The following is a 20156-nucleotide window of genomic DNA, read 5'->3' as shown; positions in this document are numbered from 1 at the left end:
AACACTAATTGATGAACCGTTCATGCACAATTTTTATAAATAATAACATGACAGATTGGAAAATACAACGCCTTGGGAACTTTTTGGAATATGCAGATTACAGAACGTTACCAGTGAACAGTAATACAGAACTGACTTTTAAACAATCTCTGATGAATGGAGGAACAGAAGATGTGTACAGCAGCAACCTATAAAACAAAGGATTTTTATTTTGGAAGAACTCTGGATTATGAGATTTCCTATGGAGACCAGGTAGTGATCACGCCTAGAAATTATGTATTTGATTTAAGAGAAGGCGGTCAGCTGAAAAGTCATTATGCCATGATCGGAATGGCATGTGTTATGGAGAACTATCCGCTGTATTATGATGCGGTCAATGAGAAAGGTCTTGGAATCGCCGGTCTTAATTTCGTTGGAAATGCCAGCTACAAGAAGCCTGTAGAGGGGAAAGACAATATTACTCAGTTCGAACTGATCCCATGGATTCTGGGAAAATGTGCTACAGTGAAAGAAGCACGCCAGCTTCTTAAGAATATGAACCTGATTGACACCCCATTTCTTCCTGATCTGCCAGTTGCGCAGCTGCACTGGATTATTGCGGACAAAGAGGAATGTATTACCCTGGAGTCGTTGGAAGAGGGAATGAAAATATATGATAATCCAGTAGGTGTCCTCACAAACAATCCGCCCTTTAACTATCAGATGTTTAATCTGAACAATTATATGCAGCTGGCTGTGGAAAACCGCAGTAACACGTTTTCAGAAAATCTGAAGCTGAATCAGTACAGCCGGGGAATGGGTGGCATGGGACTGCCGGGAGATCTCTCCTCCCAGTCAAGATTTGTGCGGGTGGCCTTTGTAAAAATGAACTCTCTGTCCGGGGATTCAGAAGAAGAAAGTGTAAGCCAGTTTTTCCACATTCTTGGCAGCGTAGACCAGCAGAGAGGCTGCTGCAAGCTGGGAGAAGACAAGTATGAGATTACGCTATATACTTCCTGCTGTAATACAGATAAGGGAATCTATTATTATAATACTTACGACAATCACCAGATCAGTGCTGTGGATATGTACAAGGCGGATTTGGATGGTGAGAAGCTTTATACCTATGCGCCCATAAAAGGGGAACAGATCAGAATGCAAAATTAGCTCCCGTTTCGAAATAAATGTTTCAAAAAACTACCATGTTCCAGAAAGAATGTTCGATTTTTATTGCAAAATTTTAATTTAGTGCTATAATGAACTATCATAGATTCAGATGGCGAATTCATATGAGTTCGCCATTTTCTATAGAATAAATCTGGCACTCATATTAAAGGAGTGCTGACAATACAAGGAGGAAACATGTATGATTACAATACCAGTTTATGAACTTCTTCTTTTACCGGAAGTTACATTTTTCTTTAAAAAAGATATGTTTCCGGAAGGCAGAATTAAAGAACAGAATATCGGAGAAGAAATTCTCTTCGTTTTACAGAAGAAAGAAATAGCCCCAGAGGAAATTTCCATGGAAAATATTTTTCCAGTGGGCGTGATGGGAATCATTGAGAATATAGACGAGGAAGGCAGCGTCAAGATTACTACCAGAAGAAGAGTGCAGGTGACTCATGTAGAATATTCTGACGGTATGGTTCAGGCAGAAGCGGTAGATCTTCCGGATATCCAGGATATCTCCCCGGAAGAAGAAAAGGAGAAATTTGATAAGATCAAGAAAGAACTGATGGATTTTGCAAAAGGCTTTCAGTGGGGCGTCTGGGTACGAAGCATGATCTACCATTGGAAAAGCTATCCGGAAGCCGTCAGTGCCCTGGCTGGTTACATGAGCCTTTCCTGGGAAGAAAAATACCATATGATCGAGGTGGATTCCAGGAAAGAACGCATGCATCTGATGGAAGAGGCTGTCTATGAGCTGATGGAGATTTTCCGTGTCAGTGAGGAGGCTGAGACTGCGCAGAAGAACTCCAATGAGAAAGTTTACCGGGAGTCCGCTATCCGGAAGCAGATCGAATTTCTTCAGCAGCAGTTGGACGAAATGCATCCGGAGAATATTTCTGATGTGCGCCGTTTCCAGAAGAAAATCCAGGAATCCGGCATGAATGAGGAAGCACGCAAAGAAGCTGAAAAGGTGCTGAACCGCATGAAGCAGGAAGGAAAAGACAGCCATGAGTATGGCATGCTGTACGATTATCTGGATTTTGCCACAAGTCTTTCCTGGAAGACAGAGGAACCTGCTGAAATTGATTTGAACGAGGCAGAAGAAATCCTGAATGAAGACCATTATGGGTTGAAAAAAGTAAAAGAGCGAATTATCCAGCAGCTTGCTGTTATGGCTCTTAATAAGAAACAGTCTGGTTCCATTTTATTGTTTGTAGGTGCGCCTGGAACTGGAAAAACCAGTATCGGACAGAGTATTGCCCGTGCGCTTCACCGTAAATACGTGCGTATCAGTCTTGGTGGAATCCGTGATGAAGCGGAAATTCGAGGACACAGAAGAACCTACATAGGTGCTATGCCAGGCAGGATTATGGAAGGAATGAAGAGAAGCGGAGCTGCAAATCCGGTTATGGTACTGGATGAGGTGGACAAGCTCGCCAAAGATTACGGCGGTGATCCGGCAAGTGCTCTTCTGGAAGTGCTGGATCCGGAGCAGAACGGAAGCTTTACAGACCATTATATGAATGTTCCTTATGATCTTTCCAATGTGCTTTTTGTGTGTACAGCCAATTCCACCGATACCATTCCTGAGCCATTGCTCAATCGTATGGAAGTAATCCAGTTTCCTGGATATACTGCAGTAGAGAAGTTTCAGATCGCGAGACGTCATCTTTTGCCGAAAGCAATGAAGAGCATGGGAATCAAAGCCCAGAATCTGAAGGTGACAGATGAGGCAATCCGCCGCATTATTGAAGAGTATACAGCGGAGGCTGGTGTCCGCGGACTGAAGAAGCAGATGGATGTGCTATGCAGATATGCAGCTGTGAAGCTGGTAAAGGGTGAGCAGAAGAGTATTACGGTAAGTGAGAAGCGTGTAGCAGAATTTTTGGGACATGGAATCCATCATGAGAAGATTCTGGAAAATCCAGTGCCTGGAGTTGTAACCGGTCTTGCCTGGACCAGTGCCGGCGGAGAAATCCTTTTTATCGAAACTTCTTTTACAAAAGGCGATGGAAAGGTGATCATTACCGGACAGCTTGGAGATGTGATGAAAGAGTCCGCCCAGATTGCCATTACTCTTGTGAAGTCCCTCTATCCGGAATTCGCGGATAAATTCAAGGAAAATGATCTTCACATCCATGTGCCGGCAGGAGCAGTTCCTAAGGATGGCCCATCAGCAGGCATCACGCTGGTAACTGCTTTATCCTCTCTGGTGACAGGAAGGCCTGTACCTGCAGAAATTGCAATGACAGGAGAAGTTTCCCTTCGCGGCGGTGTTATGCCTATTGGCGGACTGCCGGAGAAGCTGATGGCTGCCCAGAGAGCTGGCGTAAAGCATGTGTTTATTCCATATGAGAATATGGATGATCTTGATGATGTGGCCGATGAGGTAAAAGAGAAGCTTGAGATTACACCAGTTAAGACCGTGCAGGAGGTTCTGGATTACTGTTTACAGCCTGCACGGTAACAGGCTCTGGAAAAGCTGCTGATATAATAATTTTTTTACCAAAACATATTTTCATGTTCAAAGAGAGAATTAACAATTAAAATTACAAAAACTATAAGAAGTATGTTATAATAAGTGTACTAAATGAAACAACTGCAAAGACAGAAGTGCAGTGCATGGAAGCCGTTACAGAGTATGAGGCTTTCATTAAAGATCAGATTATAACCCAGACAGAAAGTTGGAGGAAAAGTTATGAAGAAAGGCAAATTATTAGCTACGCTACTCTGCAGCGCATCAATGGTTATGGGAAGCATGGTTTCCACAGTACCGGCTATGGCAGATGCTATGAAGGTTGTTACACTTGGCGCAGATCTTTCAGATGAGCAGAAGAACACCATGCTGAAATATTTTAAAGTAGATTCCAGCCAGGCACAGATTATCTACGTTACCAATCAGGATGAGAGGGATCACTTAAGTTCCTATGTTCCGCTGGAGCAGATTGGTACAAGAACAGTGAGCTGTGCTTATGTGAAGCCTACCACATCCGGTGGTATCAAGGTTCGTACCGCCAATTTGAACTGGGTTACCTGCAATATGATTGCAAGTTCCCTTTCCACATCTGGTGTTACCAACTGTGAGGTTGTTGCTGCATGCCCATTCGAGGTATCCGGTACAGGAGCACTGACTGGTATCCAGATGGCATATGAGACTGCCAGTGGACAGAAGCTTGACGAGACCAAGAAGGAGCTTGCTACTGAGGAGATGGTAGTTACAGGTAATCTTGCTGATTCAGTAGGACAGAATGACGCTACCACTGTTATCAACCAGGCGAAAATGCAGGTTATTGCAGACAATGTTCAGAATGCAGATGATATCTACAATATTGTTGTAAATATCTCCAATAATAACAATGTAACTCTTACAGATGATGAGATTAATACCATCGTAAACCTGCTTCAGCAGATTTCCCAGCAGGACTATGATTACTCTGAGATGCAGGAAACTCTGGAGCGTGTAAATGACAATGTAACAGGAAAGGCAGAGGAGAGCAGTGATTCATCAGATGATGAGGACAGTATTGTGGATAATGTAGACCAGAGTGCTCTTGGTGACAATGTTATCGAGAGTTCTACAGAGGATCCGGGACTTGCTGAGGAGACTGGAGCTGCAGACGAATCCGGTGAAGAATCCTGGGAAGAATTTCCGGCTTCTGATGATTCCGGCGAGAACACAGATGGAAGTACAGATGAGCCAGCTGATGGTGACATCAGTGAAGTTGGCGGAACAGATACTGGTGATGGCAGTGATTCTTCCGAAGAGATCACAGATATATCCCAGCTGAATACAGATTTCCTTGGCGATGATGCGAAAGCGAAATTTGAAAAAGCGAAGACCTTCTGTCAGGGAGAGTACAGCGGTGATGAGGATGCTCTTTACGAAGTAATGGGAGATGATGCTGCAGTTACTGTAACACTTGATTCTGACACAGCCAACAAGCTTTCCATCAAAGTTCTTCAGAAATACCTTGGTATCCTTGGAAATGGTGCTGTTTCCTATCAGGAGGATGGAACTGAGAAATACATTACACCAGAACTGAATATGCTGGATAAAGAGATGAAGAAACTTTTCGGCATTGATGTGATCGATGATGGTGAGTCTTCTGAGGATATTGATGTTCTTGGCGATGCAGTATCTTCTGATGATAAAGATACCCTGTATAAAGATACTATGAAGTTCTTTGAGAAACTTTATGGTGAGAGTTCAGAATCCAGTGATTCAGCTGACGGCTCTGAAAATGTGACAACAGATGAAAGTGCTACAGATGAAGTAGGCGATGAGTCTTATGACGAGACTATTGATGAAGAGTCCTACGAAGAATAACAGACCTGAATTCGGAAGAATACTGTTGAATAGTATGTGTTGATGCTCCAGGAGATGACATGTCTGCTGGTGGAAAAGGTACAGAAACTGATATCCAGTGGGATATTGGGGACTGTACCTTTTTTTGCAGAAAATAACTGTCCTCTTAAAAATAATCAAAACTGTCTATTGAAGACATACCAGTATCTCGCTATGATAAGTGCTAATTAGATACTGCAGTATAAAAAGCAGTGATTAAACAGGAAACATTGGAGCTTGTTTGAGAAATCATTCCTGCAACTTGTGAGGCACATCTTGCAGAATGTTTTTCAATATGTACCAGGTTTCCGGGAAAGAGAGAGAAACCTATGAACAAACAGAATTCTACCATTATGAAACTTGCAGAGACTGCACTTCTTGCAGCACTTTGCTATGTATCTTTTACATTTTTGCAGATTAAGATTCCGGTACCGGGTGGAGATGCTACTTCTCTTCACATCGGAAATACCTTCTGCGTGCTTGGAGCTCTGCTTCTTGGCGGTTGGTACGGCGGTCTTGCTGGTTCTATTGGAATGACTATTGCAGACCTTATGGATCCGGTTTACATTACAGGAGCACCCAAGACTTTTGTCCTGAAGCTTTGCATCGGTCTTATAACAGGTCTTGTAGCCCACAAGATTGCAAAGATCAATGAGACGAACGACAAGAAATACGTATTCAAATGGAGTCTGATCGCTTCCATTGCAGGTCTTGCTTTTAATGTGATCGCAGATCCCATCGTTGGCTATTTCTACAAACAGTACATTCTTGGTCAGCCCCAGGAAGTAGCGAGCATCCTTGCAAAATTAAGCGCCGGTGCTACATTTGTAAATGCAATTGTATCTACAATCCTGGTTGTGATTATTTACAATGCAGTTCGTCCAGCCCTTATTAAGGCAAATCTGATTCATGTATATGTAACTGCAGCGAATGCGAAATAAGAAGAAAATAACCATCTGGAAAAGTCAGAATATAAGACAAGTGAAAGCTCTGGAATGTCTGAACCGTGTACCGCCATTGAAAGTCAGATTTAGAATCTGACGATAGGAAGCGAGTTCAGGCAGTCCGGAGTTTTTTGTGTTGTTAATGAGACTGAGATGTCTGTTAAAAAAAGAAGATGAATGGCTGGCAGTTTATAAAATTTTAAGATTAGTGAAATTTTTATGACTTTTTCTCAGAACCCCTGGAAACACTGGCAAATTGAGAAATTGTGTGCTACAATGTTACCTAAATCGCAAAAGCAAAGGAGTAGTGCTATGAGTCTGGCAGTAGTAACCCTGAAAAAGGGAGAAGGACGTCTTTTGAAATCCGGCGGAATGTGGATTTTTGATAATGAAGTAGCTTCTATTATGGGAAGCTTTGTAAATGGAGATATTGTACTGGTTCATGATTTTGACGGATATCCTCTGGGAAGAGGATTTATCAATACGAATTCCAGGATTGTGGTACGTCTTCTTTCAAGAGATGAGAATACTGTGATCGATGAGGAGTTTTTTGAGAAAAGAGTGCGGGATGCATGGGAGTATCGTAAGAAAGTAACGGATACTTCAAGCTGTCGCGTGATCTTTGGAGAGGCAGATTTTCTGCCAGGTTTTATTGTGGACAAGTTTTCTGATGTACTGGTGGTACAGTCCCTTGCACTTGGAATCGACCGTTATAAAGAGATGCTGGTGGAACTTCTGAAGAAAGTTCTGGCAGAGGATGGTATCCGGATCTGCGGCGTTTACGAGAGAAGTGACGTGAAAGTACGTAAGCAGGAGGGAATGGAGCCATATAAGGGCTTTATTGGCGAAGAGTTCCCTACTTTGGTTGAAATTGTGGAAAATGGTGTAAAATATCAGGTAGATGTAAAAGACGGTCAGAAGACAGGATTTTTCCTGGATCAGAAATACAATCGTCTGGCAATCCAGAAGCTTTGCAGGAATGCCAGAGTTCTGGACTGCTTTACCCATACTGGTTCTTTTGCTTTAAATGCAGGATATGCAGGAGCGAAAGAAGTAACAGGTGTGGATGCCTCACAGCTTGCAGTTGATCAGGCTACAGCCAATGCAGCTTTAAACGGACTTTCTGATTCTGTAAAATTTATCTGTGAGGACGTCTTTGATCTTCTTCCGAAACTGGAAGAGAAAGGCGAGAAATATGACGTGGTGATTCTGGATCCACCTGCATTTACCAAGTCAAGAAGCTCTGTTAAGAATGCGGTGAAAGGCTATCGTGAGATCAATCTTCGTGCTATGAAACTGGTGAAAGACGGCGGCTTCCTTGCAACCTGTTCCTGTTCACATTTTATGGATTACCAGCTTTTTACCCAGACCATCGGTCAGGCTGCCAGAAATGTGCATAAACGTCTTCGTCAGGTAGAATATCGCACCCAGGCACCAGATCATCCGATCTTATGGTCTGCTGATGAATCTTATTATCTGAAATTTTATATTTTCCAGGTCTGCAGCGACAGATAGGAAAAGGGCTGAATGATTGCCGATTGTTTTGTGAACCATATACAGAATCAGGGATAGGGAAATAATATAATAACAAAAGAGAGACAGAAACTTATTTCAGGAAGATAAGTTCACAAGAAAGAAGGTATTTTATTGAAAGAAAAATTTATGAGATTTATGCAGGGACGCAATGGAGTGGATCAGTTCGCGAGATTCACCATGGGAGTGGCACTGGCTGCTATTGTGCTCACCTTATTTACTGGGACCAGAAGTGGAATCGGCGCATTTCTGGATCTGTTTGGAATGGCTGCCATTGTTTATACTTATTTCAGGATTTTTTCCAAAAATATTTCCAAACGTTATCAGGAGAATCAGAAGTATCTTCAGATGACGGATAAGCTAAGAGCCCGTTTCCAGAAAGAGAAGCGAATGATGAGCCAGCGCAAGGACTATCATATTTACAGCTGTCCTGGCTGCGGTCAGAAAATCCGTATTCCCAGAGGCGGATTTAAGAAAGTGGAGATTGAATGTCCCAAGTGTCATACCAAATTTATAAAGAGGCGCTGATATGTTTGGATATATTGTAATGAACAAGCCGGAGATCAAGATGAAGGATTTTGACATGTACAGAACCTTTTACTGCGGACTCTGCAGGGAACTGCGTGAGAAATACGGGATATCCGGCCAGATTACATTAAGCTATGATATGACTTTTGTGATCATGCTTCTTTCCGGCCTTTATGAGCCAAAGACGTACAAGGGCACTACCAGATGCATTCTTCATCCTGTGAGAAAACAGCCAGTTCGAAAGAATGTGATGACAGAATACTGTGCAGACATGAATATACTTTTAACTTATTATAAATGTCTGGATGACTGGAACGATGACAGAAAATATGTGAAGCTTGGTTACGCCAGGCTTCTCGAGGGGAAAAATAACCGTCTGTTAAAACTTTATCCAGATAAGGCGAAGCGGATCGTCGAACTTCTGGATGAGCTTTCCGCTTTGGAGAAACAGGGAGAGACAGATATAGACAGAATGTCCGGGATTTTTGGGCATATTATGGAGGAGATTCTTGCTTACAGGCAGGATGAGTGGGATAAAAGCCTTCGAAGAATTGGCTTTTATCTTGGCAAATTCATCTATCTTCTGGATGCATATGATGATGTGGAAGAAGATGTGAAAAATAAAGATTACAATCCTTTCGCAGAAAAATATACAATGGAAGGGTTTGAAGGGGAAGTACGCCAGATCCTTATGATGATGATGGCAGAAACCTGCAGAGAATTCGAGAAGCTTCCTATTATTAAATATGGGGATATTCTTCGGAACATTTTATATTCCGGTGTGTGGTGCCGCTTCGAGGAAGTGAGCAGGAAACGCAAGGAAGAACGGGAGAAAGAACATGTTGGATCCATATAGCGTACTGGGAGTTTCCAGAAATGCAACAGATGAAGAAATAAAGAAGGCATACAGAAAGTTAAGCCGGAAGTACCATCCGGATGCGAATATTAACAATCCAAACAAAGATCAGGCAGAAGAGAAGTTTAAGGAAGTACAGCAGGCATATGAGCAGATCATGAGAGAACGCGAGTATGGAAGCAGTGGTGGATCTTCCGGCGGATACGGTAGTTATGGATATGGAGGATTTGGCGGCTTTGGAGGACAGCAGCGCCAGAGCACTTACGAAGATGAGGAAAGTGTGCGCAGACGTGCAGCAGCTAATTTTGTTCAGAGCGGACATTATCAGGAGGCTATGAATGTGTTGAATTCCCTTTCCCAGAAGAATGGAGAGTGGTATTATATTTCCTCCATGGCGAACATGGGAATGGGGAATAATGTAAAAGCGTTGGAGCATATTCGTGAAGCTGTGCGCCAGGAGCCGAATAATCAGCAGTACCGTATGCTCCTGAACCGGATGGAAGGTGGCGGAAGCTGGTATGAGACACAGCAGGGACCGTTTGGAGGAATGCCGGTGGCAGGGGATGATATGTGCCTGAAGCTTTGTCTGGCGAATGCGCTTTGCGGAATGTGCTGTCCGGGAAGCGGAGTGCTGTGTTGTTGATAAAGTAGAAGTTTATGATACTGTACCGTGGAGAAGGATGCCATTGTACAGTATTCTTTTTTGAGGTGTTTTGATGTTACCAGAGAACAGTAACCTTTGAATGACAGATTTTGTTAAAAATCAATTGACAAGAAAACTCGCACGTATTAAACTGTTAAAGCGTGAAATAGATATAGATACCGCAGACGTGAAGCATCTGACGTTCGTATGGGATAATACAGCTTTTGGGGGCTGCATGACCATTTGTGGGGATTGTGCATCTGGCGTGCGGTAGTATAGGAGGAATCAGATAATGAGTATTCGTATTGGTATCCTGGGATACGGTAACCTGGGACGTGGCGTAGAATGTGCGATCAAACACAATCCTGATATGGAACTGGTGGGAGTTTTTACCCGTCGTGCTCCTGAGACTGTTAAAATTCTGACAGAGACAGCGAAGGTATATTCTGTAGATGATGCTGAGAAGATGAAAGACCAGATTGATGTTATGATTCTTTGCGGCGGAAGTGCTACTGACCTGCCAGAGCAGACACCTAAGTATGCCCAGTGGTTCAATGTGGTAGACAGCTTTGATACCCATAAGAGAATCCCGGAACATTTTGCAAATGTGGACAAAGCAGCTTCTGAGAGCGGTCATGTTGGAATTATTTCTGTAGGCTGGGATCCGGGAATGTTTTCTCTGAACCGCATGTATGCAAATGCAATCCTGACAAACGGCAAGGATTACACATTCTGGGGAAAAGGCGTAAGCCAGGGACATTCTGATGCAATCCGCCGTATCAAAGGAGTAAAAGACGGCAAACAGTACACCATCCCAGTTGAGTCTGCTCTGGAAGCAGTAAGAAGCGGAAAGAATCCGGAGCTTACTACAAGAGAGAAACATACCAGAGAGTGCTTCGTAGTAGCAGAGGAAGGCGCTGATCTTGCAAGAATTGAGAATGAGATCAAGACTATGCCGAATTACTTTGATGAATACGATACCACAGTACATTTTATTTCCGAAGAGGAACTGAAACGTGACCACAGCGGAATTCCGCACGGTGGATTTGTAATCCGCACAGGCAAGACCGGTTGGAATGATGAGAACGGCCACGTGATCGAATATAGCCTGAAACTGGATTCCAATCCGGAATTTACTTCTTCTGTAATCATTGCATATGCAAGAGCTGCATACCGCATGAACCAGGAAGGACAGAATGGCTGCAAGACGGTATTTGATGTAGCACCTGCTTACTTAAGCGCTCTGAGCGGAGAAGAATTAAGAAAACATCTGTTATAATTACTTTATAACAGAAATATTACAGAATTTATAAAAGGACAGTTCTTTCACATTGTGTGGGGCTGTTCTTTTTTTATGGAAAATACCTTTGAAAACATTGCTTTTAAAGAGAAAATAATACGAAAATATTGTGAAAACTTTACAGAGTTTTACTTTCGGGTTGACGATAGATGGAAACTGTAATATAATGAGCTACATAAAGCTGTAACAACTTTGTAAAAACTTGAAGATGATAATAACAGGGGTTGTGTTTGCTGGACAGCAGTATTACCTGTGGACAGCAACAGATTAATTAAAAAGGAAGGTAAGTATGCAAAACAAATGTAAAAAATTCAGACTTTGGAGTATCCTGCTGCTGGTAATGCTTATGGCAGCCGGTTTTACATGCCATAGTACATCAAGAGATGTACAGGCTGCCACGAAGAATGGATTCCGTACAGTAAAAGGAAAAACATACTACTATAAAAACGGCAAGAAAGTCAAAGGATGGCTTACCCTGAACGGTAAGAAATATTATTTTAATAAATCTACCGGTGTTCAGGTGAAAGGCTGGGTGAAAGATAAAAAGGGCAGAAAGCGTTATTTCACAAGCAAAGCAGGTGTTATGGTAACTGGATGGCTTTCCAATTCCAAGGGACAGCGCCGTTACTTTGCACCGTCAACCGGATACATGAAGAAAAAGTGGCTGAAGCTTGGCGGAAAGACCTATTACCTTTACGCGAAATCAGGCGTTGCAGCTACCGGTTTTGTAAAGGACAGCAAAGGAAATATCCGCTATTTTTCCAAAACGGGAATTATGGCCACAGGCTGGCTGACTAGCTCATCAGGAGTGAAGCGGTATTTTGACACTACATCGAAAACTGCTACCAATGGAATCATGGCAGTTGGATTTAAGACAATTAATAATGTTACCTATTATTTCTACAGCGGCTCCGGAGCTATGGCGACGGGCTGGGTGGAGAATACAGACAAGGGTACAAAGTACTATTTTGATCCTACTACAGGCGCGATGTACACAGGCACACAGACTATTGATGGTGTTACATATACATTTTCCAGTACTGGTGTATGTCAGGGAGAGAAGAAGGATGATCCTTCTCCGAATGGAAATACAGGAAATAAGACCATCAAGAATTATCTTGCAGGAGCACTTTTACCTGTTGGAAAAGCACTTTACGTATGGGGCGGCGGATGGAATGATTCCACAAGAAAGGGTCTCAGCGATACCATGACCAGCTGGTATAATAAATGGTCAGCGAATCCATCCAGTTATGATTACAATAATTACCGTGATCTTTCTACTTCCAATCGTGCGAAAGGATTTGACTGTTCAGGCTTTGTAGGCTGGTCTGCTTATCAGGTAATGCAGACACAGTCCGGTGTAGGATATGGATACACAGTGGTTTCAGGTGAAATTGGAAGCTATTACAAGGGGAAAGGCTGGGGATCAATCGTAAATCAGTCTTATCTGTCACAGAATGGATGGGAGCTGAAGCCTGGCGATATCGGATACAATGATGGTCATACATGGATCGTTCTTGGACAGTGCAGTGATAAGAGTGTTGTTATCATTCATTCCACTCCGCAGGCAGGTGTCCAGATTTCCGGAACTACCACACCTACGGGAAGCTATTCCAGTGAGGCTGCAGCCCTTGCGAAGAAGTATATGTCCTTGTATTCCGGATACAGCATCTTCAACTATCATCCATCCGTTGGAAACTATATCCGAAATGGAAACTATCTGAGATGGAATGGAGATACACTTTCCGATCCGGATGGTTATTATAATATGACAGCAGACCAGATTTTGTACGATCTGTTTGGAAAATAATGGTTAAGTAATATACAAGAGAGAATCAGTGAAAATACTGGTTCTCTTTTTATGTAACAGCGGAAATCTTTGAATTCCCCCTCTGTTGCACAAACACGCTCTGTGTTCTCTTATTTAGACAAATGTATTACGAAATGTTACAAAGTTTTAAAATTTATTGCGATTTAGGGTTGAAATCTTTGCGAGAGTGTGCTAATATGTAGCAAGATTGAATGAAATGTTGCAAACATATTACAAATTGAGCTTTTTAGATTATCAAAAAGATTAACGAGGGTGATGAAACATGAAGAAAAGAATTGTATGTCTGACACTGGCAATTTTAATGTGCGGCTCACAGGTTGTAAGCGTAATGGCTGACCGTGAGAGCGATTTAAGAGAAGAGCAGGCCTGGACAAGCCAGCAGCTGGATGCTACATACGCACGCATGAGTGCCCTGTGGGATCAGAAGCAGCAGCTTGAGAGCCAGATCGAATCTTTGAATTCTGATCTTGTAAATGTAATGGTTTCCATTCAGACTCTTGAGAGTGATATCGCTTCCAAGGAAGCAGAAATTGAGAAAACACAGGGTGACCTGACCAAGGCTCAGAATGCCAAGGATAAACAGTACGGCGCCATGAAGAAACGTATTCAGTATCTTTATGAAAAAGGTGGAAACAATGCATGGTTCCAGATGATGTTAAATGCAGATAACCTTGCAGACCTTCTTACCAGAGCTGAGTATACACAGCAGATGTATGAGCAGGACAGAGAGAGCCTTCAGAAATATGCTAGAACGATTGAGGAGGTTCAGAAGTTAGAAGATCAGTATGAGCAGGAGAAAGCTGATTTTGAGACCATGAAGGAAGAATATGAGGCTCAGCAGTCTAACCTTCAGTATCAGTTGGATGTAACCCGTGCGAACAGTGCTGATTGCGAGAATGAGATCGCATACGCACAGCAGCAGGCTACTGAGTATGCGAACCTTCTGGAACAGCAGCAGGCAGAAATTGAGCAGCTTGAGGCAGAACGTATTGCAGCAGAAGAAGAGGCAAGACGTCAGGCAGAGGCAGAGGCCGCAGCGGCTGCAGCAGCACAGGAAGCAGCTCAGAACGGAGATAATTCCTCAGAAGAGGTTCAGTATGATGAAGATGGAAATGTTGTAAGTGGTTCTTCTGATGGATCTTCTGATTATGAATATGATGAGTATGGTAATGTAATTGATACTGACAATACAGTTGATTACAATTCCGATGCAAACAGCTCCGACAGTTCCTCAGATAGTTCTTCTGACAGTTCATCAGCCAGCAGTTCTTCAGGTTCCGGCTCTTCTGTTGTATCCTATGCAACACAGTTTGTTGGAAACCCATATGTATGGGGAGGAACAAGCCTTACCAGTGGTGCTGACTGCTCCGGCTTCGTGCAGAGTGTATATGCAAACTTTGGCGTAAGTCTTCCAAGAACATCTTATGAGCAGCAGAATGCAGGATACGAAGTGTCCTATGCAGATGCACAGCCAGGCGACTTGATCTGCTATGGCGGACATGTTGCAATCTATATGGGAAATGGACAGATCGTACATGCATCCAATGCCAGAGATGGTATCAAGGTCAGCGATAATGCTGCATACAGAACGATTACTTCTGTAAGACGTCTTGTGTAATCTGAATAAATGAATTTGTGAGCCCTTTCCGGAAATGAAAATCCGGAAGGGGCTTTTTACTGAAAATAATGTGGAAAAGCAAAGAAAAAAGAAGTATAGTAAGAATAAAAGTATTGTCTGAAAATCGTAACATAAATATTTCGTATAGCCAGATGAGAGGTGGAGAAAAATGCTTAGCCATTATCAGATGAAGGAAATTCCATATTTAAGAATATTAGGAAGAACGAATGGCAGTCTGGAACCGGTAACACTATTTTGGACCGCTTCCGGAATTGAACTGAATGTAAAAGCAACAGAAATATGGGTGAAAATCCGCTCCGATTATGATGTTTTTGAGCCATGGGTGGATGTGATCGTAGACGGCGTATTGTCCCAACGGCTTATGGTAAATAAGGGAGAACAGGAAATCTGTCTTTTCCGTAATATGGAAAGGGATAAGGTAAGAAATGTAAAGCTTCTTCGTGATACTCCTGCGTTTCCCACAGATGAAAAAACATTGCTTCAGCTTCTGGAGGTTGAAACTGACGGTGAGTTTTTACCTCTTGAAACACCAAAGCTCAGATTGGAGGTAATAGGGGACAGCATTACCTCTGGTGAGGGCGGCAGCGGTGCAGGAGAAGAAATGACATGGAATTCCTTTTGCTTCAATGCCGTGGATAATTATGCATATATGGCAGCAAAAGAACTGGGCGCGGTGTACAATTGCATCAGTCAGAGCGGCTGGGGCGTTTTCTGTTCCTGGGAAGGCAATGAGCAGCAGGCAATCCCGCTATATTATGAGCAGGTGTGCGGTCTTTTAAATGGAGAAAGAAACAAACAACTGGGTGCTATGGAAAAATGGGATTTCCAGAAGTTTCAGCCTGATGTGATCGTAGTGAATCTGGGGACAAACGACAGCAGCGGCACGAAGAATATGGACAGAGTTGGAAAGGCTGTGGAAGACTTTTTGAGAAAACTGCGCGTATGTAATCCAGAAAGCTATATTCTGTGGTGTTATGGAATGCTTGGAGATGAGATTTTGCCTACGCTTGAGAAAGCGGTGGGGAATTATAAAAGAAAAACAGGGGATGAGCGCGTGGAATTTGTGAAGCTTCCGGATACACAGGAAGGAGAATTTGGATCAAGGCAGCACCCAGGGCACAGATCTCATGAAAGAACAGCGAAAATCCTGGTGGAGAAGATTCAGGAAAAAATGACGCTGCTGGTCACGCCGTGACTAGCAACACCAGGTTGATAAAAAAATAACAAAAATCCTTCCAAAGGGTTGACAAAGACAGTGACCGGTGGTACTATGATGTTAGTATAATTCCATAGTGAACATATTAAGTGCTGACAGCTATAAGCTGGCAGAAAGAGGGAATCAGGTGAGAAACCTGAGCGATCCGGTCACTGTAACAGAGGAGCGAATCTCATAGTCCATTGTGCTTACGCATGAGAAGGAGAGAGGAAGTGATGATTCTGGAGCCAGGAAACCTGCTTGGTATGGCGAGGTTAAACTTCCGATGAAAGTGTAACAACCAGTTTTGGGGAATCCGCAGCCCTGAGATGTTGTCCGCTTTTGTGAGTGGACATTTTTTATGGAATGATCGCCTGTTCAGAAGAATTATACAGATTAAATGGCAGGCGATACTACTTCGGATGAAACCGTTCCCTCCGCGTATATATGAACGGATCATATTCTACCCCGGAGTAGCATCGCTCCCTCTTAAATAATGATGATCCAGAAGCCGCATATGCGGTATTTTTTTTACACTTTTCCAGAGCATGCTTGAAGAATCATTCCCGCAATTTCCCGCAAATTGTGACGTACATCTTGCAGAAAAACTTTTTCAAACACTCTCTGGCCGTATTCTATTCCTGTAAGCGGGATTCTTTTTTAGCATTTGATTTTTGGGCATTACGAAATAGAATATAAAGAATATTTTGCTTTGAGTTGTATGAGATAAGGAGAGAAATATGGAGAAAAAATATTGGGAAGACAAAGAATACGCTTATTTCAGTCATAAAAAATGTGAGTATTTTCCCTGTCATAGAGGAGCTGATCCGGAGGACTTTAACTGTCTGTTCTGCTATTGCCCGCTTTATGCCCTTGGAGACAAATGCGGCGGAAATTTCAAATATAATGAGAAGGGATTTAAAGATTGTACGAATTGTCAGCTCCCTCATAAGAAGAAAAACTACGGTTATGTGACAGGAAAATATCAGGAACTTGCTGCGATGATGCAGAAAGTAAGAGAAGCAGATCATAAAAATGAAAATGAGTAATCAAAGAAATAAGTATAAAAAACTCTCCGGAATATATACGAAGTTAAGCTTACGTATTTATATTTCTCGGAGAGTTTTTGCGTAATGCGAAATTCCATTGGAATTCTGCAAGCTGGATCCTTTTTATCGTATGCTTAACAGCATCTTTAATTTCGGAATCTGGTTGTTGAGGATCAGACCCTCTGGAAACATAGCATCATGAACGAAATCAGCGGCATAAGTGAAGTCTCCAATATGCTCTGTTCCATGACTGTCACTGGAAAGCACGATTGGAACCAGATACTTCCGGCAGCAGGAAAGAATCTGCGCACAGTTGGCATGTGTATCGCCCCGATATCCGTAAGGCGCCAGGGAAGCTTCGTTGATCTCAAGGAGAACACCGTTTTCACCGGCAGCCTTTACAACTGCGTCGTAATCTATGTCATACTGGGGATTATCAATGTGTCCCAGGATTTTTACAACCGGATTCTTCATTACGTTCAGAAAAGCAGCAGTATTTTCTTCCCTGGTCTTAGGACGGAAATTCTGATAATGCATGCTGGCAATTGCGTAGTCCAGCTTATCAAGAAGCTCCTGTGGCAGATCTGTTTTTCCATCGGTATCCAGAATGTTCAGTTCAATTCCATATAATAATTCCACATCGAAACGCTTCCTGGGCGAATAGATCAGGCTTCGGAAATAAGAAAAAGTTCCTGCAGCCAGAGTGGCTGGTCCGTGGTCTGTGATTCCAAGAAGCTTCAGCCCTTTTTGAGAAGCAGCCTTTGCCATGTCACTGATGGTGCAGGTTGTGCCGTGTCCGCTGGCAATGGAATGTGTGTGTATATCAGAAAGATACATAAAATCATCTCCTAGTCAAGATTACGTGAATATATGCAGTTGGTAATTTCGCTATAAAAGTGTTTTGAAAAGCCATTTACAGTTAACTTTAGTATGCCAGAGGGCAAAAAACATGTCAATCATAAATAAGAAAAAACAGAGAAAACAAATAAAAACAACATTACACTACAAGAAAAACCACATATAACATGCCAGGAAATGTTGCTTTTTGTTGACACTTGGAAATCAGAAAGGTATAATCAAATCAGATTATAAAAACTCTTTATTCAGGAGGAGAAAATGGGATACACAGATAATATGTCTCCGGAAATGAAACAGAGAATCGTACAGGAGCTTGTACCAGGCAAGCAGATTTCCTTGGCACATATCATTGCCAATCCGGATAAGATTCTTTACACCAAGCTGGGCCTTGATCCGTCGCTGGACTACTCAAGAGCGGCCATTGGGATCATGACTGTAAGTCCGGCAGAAACTGCTATCATTATGGCAGATATTGCGATGAAATCATCTGGCATTGAACTGGGGTTTGTTGATCGTTTCAGCGGAAGCCTGATCATCACAGGTACTGTGTCGGAAGTAGAAGCTTCTACCAGCGCAATTCTGGATTATGTGGGAAATAAACTGGGCTTTACTTTATGCCCCATTACAAGGACCTGACAGAATATGAAGAAACTTGTTCTGATCGGTCGCAGCGAGGCTGGAAAAACTACTTTGACCCAGGCCCTGCGTGGTGAAAAAATACATTATCATAAAACACAATATGTAAATAATTTTGATGTGATCGTAGATACGCCAGGAGAGTATGCCCAGACGAAAGGTCTGGGACACGCCCTGGCGTTGTATACATATGAATCAGATGTGGTAGGTCTGCTGGTATCTGCCACGGAACCTTATTGTCTTTTTCCACCTTGCATTACCTGTATGGCCAACCGTGAAGTAATTGGAATTGTTACCAAAATCCACAATCCGGATGCAAATGTAAAACTTGCCACGTCCTGGCTGGAGCTTGCCGGCTGTAAAAAAATCTTTTATGTAGACTCCAGGCAGCAGGAGGGCATTCCGGAGATTTTGGAATATCTCAGGGAAGATGGCGATGTAATGCCATGGGAAAAAGATGCCTCTGATCCTGTGAATTAGAAAATATCTGTCAAATGTGGAAAAAACAGCAAAACCACGAAAAACAACATAGCAATCCAGAAAAAAATCCACATAAAACAACATAAAACAACGGAAAAACCTTGACTTATAATGTGGAATGGTGTAAACTTACAACATAACCTAAAAAGTAACAGGCTAGCTATGCCTAGCCATGATAAGTTACCCGGTGCGGTACTATAACTTACATAATCCACCGCACCTGAATGTGCTTAAGGAGGAAAAAAGCATGGTAAACGAATACGAAATCAAAAAACAGATTTGCGACATCGGAAGAAGAATCTATAACCGCAACATGGTTGCAGCAAATGATGGAAACATCTCTGTAAAACTGAATGACAACGAGTTCCTTTGCACACCTACTGGTGTATCCAAAGGCTTTATGACCCCAGAGTTCATCTGTAAAGTAGATGCCAAAGGAAATGTTCTTCAGGCTAACCCGGGATTCAAACCATCATCTGAGATCAAGATGCATATGAGAGTATATGAGAAGAGACCTGATGTAGGATCTGTTGTACATGCTCATCCAATTTATGCAACATCTTTTGCTATTGCCGGTATTCCGCTTACACAGCCAATCATGCCAGAGGCAGTTATCGCTCTTGGATGTGTTCCGATCGCTGAGTATGGTACACCTTCTACAATGGAGATTCCGGATAACCTTGAGAAATATCTTCCATATTTCGATGCAGTTCTTCTTGAGAACCACGGAGCTCTTACCTGGAGCACAGACCTGAACGCTGCATACATGAAGATGGAGTCCGTAGAATTCTATGCACAGCTTCTGTATCAGAGCAAACTTCTTGGAGGCCCGAAGGAATTTGATAAAGAGAACATTAAGAAACTTTATGAGATCCGTCGTAAATTCGGTATGCCTGGAAAACATCCGGCAAGCCTTTGCCAGAACAAAGATGGCATGAACTGCCATAACTGCGGTGGTGCATGTCACAACGAAGACTATAAACAGTTCCCAGGATATCAGTATGATTTCGTTGGCGGCAACTGCGATGCTCCGGCAGCAGATACAGCTAATGCAGATGCAGAGTTAGTAGCTAAGATCACCAAACAGGTTATGGCTCAGTTAGGACTGAAATAATCAGAAAATATAAAGGCCGGCAGCTGTGAGAAAATCAGGCAGCTGCGGGCAAT

General features: G+C 42.7%; 18 protein-coding genes and 1 riboswitch. Of the genes, 17 read left to right on the top strand and 1 reads right to left on the bottom strand.

Going from position 1 to position 20156, the window contains the following annotated elements; all coding sequences use genetic code 11:
- Positions 1-171 precede the first annotated feature (171 nt).
- From bsh to AB5642_RS06185, 14 genes are all read left to right on the top strand, one after another.
- Positions 172-1146 (top strand): choloylglycine hydrolase, encoded by a 975-nt coding sequence (bsh, locus tag AB5642_RS06250; protein ID WP_173734856.1) that lies wholly within the window; start codon positions 172-174, stop codon positions 1144-1146.
- A 199-nt stretch (positions 1147-1345) separates the two neighbouring features.
- On the top strand, positions 1346-3619 hold the full coding sequence (lon, locus tag AB5642_RS06245; protein WP_173734857.1) for an endopeptidase La: 2274 nt from the start codon (positions 1346-1348) through the stop codon (positions 3617-3619).
- A 231-nt stretch (positions 3620-3850) separates the two neighbouring features.
- Positions 3851-5479, top strand: a complete 1629-nt coding sequence (locus AB5642_RS06240; protein WP_368371498.1) for a DUF1002 domain-containing protein — start codon at positions 3851-3853, stop codon at positions 5477-5479.
- Between the two features lie 347 nt (positions 5480-5826).
- Complete coding sequence (locus tag AB5642_RS06235; RefSeq protein WP_118577788.1) at positions 5827-6438, top strand: ECF transporter S component; 612 nt, start codon at positions 5827-5829, stop codon at positions 6436-6438.
- A 315-nt stretch (positions 6439-6753) separates the two neighbouring features.
- A complete protein-coding gene (locus tag AB5642_RS06230; RefSeq protein WP_148461162.1) occupies positions 6754-7956 on the top strand; it encodes a class I SAM-dependent rRNA methyltransferase in 1203 nt (400 codons plus the stop codon).
- Positions 7957-8088: 132 nt separating this feature from the next.
- Entirely contained in the window at positions 8089-8502 is a 414-nt protein-coding gene (locus tag AB5642_RS06225) for a hypothetical protein (protein ID WP_118577786.1), read from the top strand.
- A 1-nt stretch (position 8503) separates the two neighbouring features.
- On the top strand, positions 8504-9358 hold the full coding sequence (locus tag AB5642_RS06220; RefSeq protein ID WP_173734860.1) for a DUF5685 family protein: 855 nt from the start codon (positions 8504-8506) through the stop codon (positions 9356-9358).
- Positions 9342-10001 (top strand): J domain-containing protein, encoded by a 660-nt coding sequence (locus tag AB5642_RS06215; RefSeq protein ID WP_173734861.1) that lies wholly within the window; start codon positions 9342-9344, stop codon positions 9999-10001. The genes AB5642_RS06220 and AB5642_RS06215 overlap by 17 nt, the downstream gene beginning before the upstream one ends.
- A gap of 292 nt (positions 10002-10293) precedes the next feature.
- Positions 10294-11280 (top strand): diaminopimelate dehydrogenase, encoded by a 987-nt coding sequence (locus AB5642_RS06210; protein WP_195391727.1) that lies wholly within the window; start codon positions 10294-10296, stop codon positions 11278-11280.
- A gap of 310 nt (positions 11281-11590) precedes the next feature.
- Positions 11591-13111, top strand: a complete 1521-nt coding sequence (locus AB5642_RS06205) for an N-acetylmuramoyl-L-alanine amidase family protein (RefSeq protein ID WP_148461164.1) — start codon at positions 11591-11593, stop codon at positions 13109-13111.
- A 283-nt stretch (positions 13112-13394) separates the two neighbouring features.
- Complete coding sequence (locus AB5642_RS06200) at positions 13395-14750, top strand: C40 family peptidase (protein WP_148461165.1); 1356 nt, start codon at positions 13395-13397, stop codon at positions 14748-14750.
- Between the two features lie 169 nt (positions 14751-14919).
- Complete coding sequence (locus AB5642_RS06195) at positions 14920-15966, top strand: GDSL-type esterase/lipase family protein (protein WP_118577781.1); 1047 nt, start codon at positions 14920-14922, stop codon at positions 15964-15966.
- A 91-nt stretch (positions 15967-16057) separates the two neighbouring features.
- A riboswitch (cobalamin riboswitch) is annotated at positions 16058-16246 on the top strand.
- Positions 16247-16514: 268 nt separating this feature from the next.
- The gene (locus tag AB5642_RS06190; protein ID WP_368072608.1) at positions 16515-16613 is read left to right on the top strand and encodes a DUF6783 domain-containing protein; all 99 of its coding nucleotides are present in this window, start codon (positions 16515-16517) and stop codon (positions 16611-16613) included.
- Positions 16614-16706: 93 nt separating this feature from the next.
- Positions 16707-17015 carry a cysteine-rich small domain-containing protein gene (locus AB5642_RS06185; RefSeq protein WP_173717923.1) on the top strand — a complete coding sequence of 103 codons (309 nt, stop codon included), beginning with the start codon at positions 16707-16709 and terminating at the stop codon, positions 17013-17015.
- A gap of 123 nt (positions 17016-17138) precedes the next feature.
- Here AB5642_RS06185 and AB5642_RS06180 read toward each other — a convergent pair whose 3' ends face one another.
- A complete protein-coding gene (locus AB5642_RS06180; protein ID WP_368371497.1) occupies positions 17139-17852 on the bottom strand; it encodes a phosphatase in 714 nt (237 codons plus the stop codon).
- Positions 17853-18131: 279 nt separating this feature from the next.
- On the opposite strand from AB5642_RS06180, the gene AB5642_RS06175 reads away from it, so the two are divergent.
- From AB5642_RS06175 to AB5642_RS06165, 3 genes are all read left to right on the top strand, one after another.
- Positions 18132-18509: a BMC domain-containing protein gene (locus AB5642_RS06175; protein ID WP_021924989.1), complete on the top strand. Its 378-nt coding sequence runs from the start codon at positions 18132-18134 to the stop codon at positions 18507-18509.
- A 6-nt stretch (positions 18510-18515) separates the two neighbouring features.
- The gene (locus AB5642_RS06170; RefSeq protein ID WP_148461167.1) at positions 18516-18989 is read left to right on the top strand and encodes a EutP/PduV family microcompartment system protein; all 474 of its coding nucleotides are present in this window, start codon (positions 18516-18518) and stop codon (positions 18987-18989) included.
- A gap of 247 nt (positions 18990-19236) precedes the next feature.
- Positions 19237-20103 carry a class II aldolase/adducin family protein gene (locus AB5642_RS06165; protein ID WP_118577777.1) on the top strand — a complete coding sequence of 289 codons (867 nt, stop codon included), beginning with the start codon at positions 19237-19239 and terminating at the stop codon, positions 20101-20103.
- Positions 20104-20156 lie beyond the last annotated feature (53 nt).

Source organism: Ruminococcus sp. 1001136sp1_2201st1_G3_2201SCRN_220225 (assembly GCF_040924365.1).
GTDB classification, from domain to species: domain Bacteria; phylum Bacillota; class Clostridia; order Lachnospirales; family Lachnospiraceae; genus Blautia_A; species Blautia_A faecis.
This window is presented reverse-complemented; position numbering and strand designations above follow the sequence as displayed.

What these genes read in the sequence shown, in the direction of transcription:
- bsh (WP_173734856.1), top strand. Translation starts at nt 172, where the DNA reads ATGTGTACAGCAGCAACCTATAAAACAAAGGATTTTTATTTTGGAAGA.
- lon (WP_173734857.1), top strand. Translation starts at nt 1,346, where the DNA reads ATGATTACAATACCAGTTTATGAACTTCTTCTTTTACCGGAAGTTACA.
- AB5642_RS06240 (WP_368371498.1), top strand. Translation starts at nt 3,851, where the DNA reads ATGAAGAAAGGCAAATTATTAGCTACGCTACTCTGCAGCGCATCAATG.
- AB5642_RS06235 (WP_118577788.1), top strand. Translation starts at nt 5,827, where the DNA reads ATGAACAAACAGAATTCTACCATTATGAAACTTGCAGAGACTGCACTT.
- AB5642_RS06230 (WP_148461162.1), top strand. Translation starts at nt 6,754, where the DNA reads ATGAGTCTGGCAGTAGTAACCCTGAAAAAGGGAGAAGGACGTCTTTTG.
- AB5642_RS06220 (WP_173734860.1), top strand. Translation starts at nt 8,504, where the DNA reads ATGTTTGGATATATTGTAATGAACAAGCCGGAGATCAAGATGAAGGAT.
- AB5642_RS06215 (WP_173734861.1), top strand. Translation starts at nt 9,342, where the DNA reads ATGTTGGATCCATATAGCGTACTGGGAGTTTCCAGAAATGCAACAGAT.
- AB5642_RS06210 (WP_195391727.1), top strand. Translation starts at nt 10,294, where the DNA reads ATGAGTATTCGTATTGGTATCCTGGGATACGGTAACCTGGGACGTGGC.
- AB5642_RS06205 (WP_148461164.1), top strand. Translation starts at nt 11,591, where the DNA reads ATGCAAAACAAATGTAAAAAATTCAGACTTTGGAGTATCCTGCTGCTG.
- AB5642_RS06200 (WP_148461165.1), top strand. Translation starts at nt 13,395, where the DNA reads ATGAAGAAAAGAATTGTATGTCTGACACTGGCAATTTTAATGTGCGGC.
- AB5642_RS06195 (WP_118577781.1), top strand. Translation starts at nt 14,920, where the DNA reads ATGCTTAGCCATTATCAGATGAAGGAAATTCCATATTTAAGAATATTA.
- AB5642_RS06190 (WP_368072608.1), top strand. Translation starts at nt 16,515, where the DNA reads ATGCTTGAAGAATCATTCCCGCAATTTCCCGCAAATTGTGACGTACAT.
- AB5642_RS06185 (WP_173717923.1), top strand. Translation starts at nt 16,707, where the DNA reads ATGGAGAAAAAATATTGGGAAGACAAAGAATACGCTTATTTCAGTCAT.
- AB5642_RS06180 (WP_368371497.1), bottom strand. Translation starts at nt 17,852, where the DNA reads ATGTATCTTTCTGATATACACACACATTCCATTGCCAGCGGACACGGC.
- AB5642_RS06175 (WP_021924989.1), top strand. Translation starts at nt 18,132, where the DNA reads ATGGGATACACAGATAATATGTCTCCGGAAATGAAACAGAGAATCGTA.
- AB5642_RS06170 (WP_148461167.1), top strand. Translation starts at nt 18,516, where the DNA reads ATGAAGAAACTTGTTCTGATCGGTCGCAGCGAGGCTGGAAAAACTACT.
- AB5642_RS06165 (WP_118577777.1), top strand. Translation starts at nt 19,237, where the DNA reads ATGGTAAACGAATACGAAATCAAAAAACAGATTTGCGACATCGGAAGA.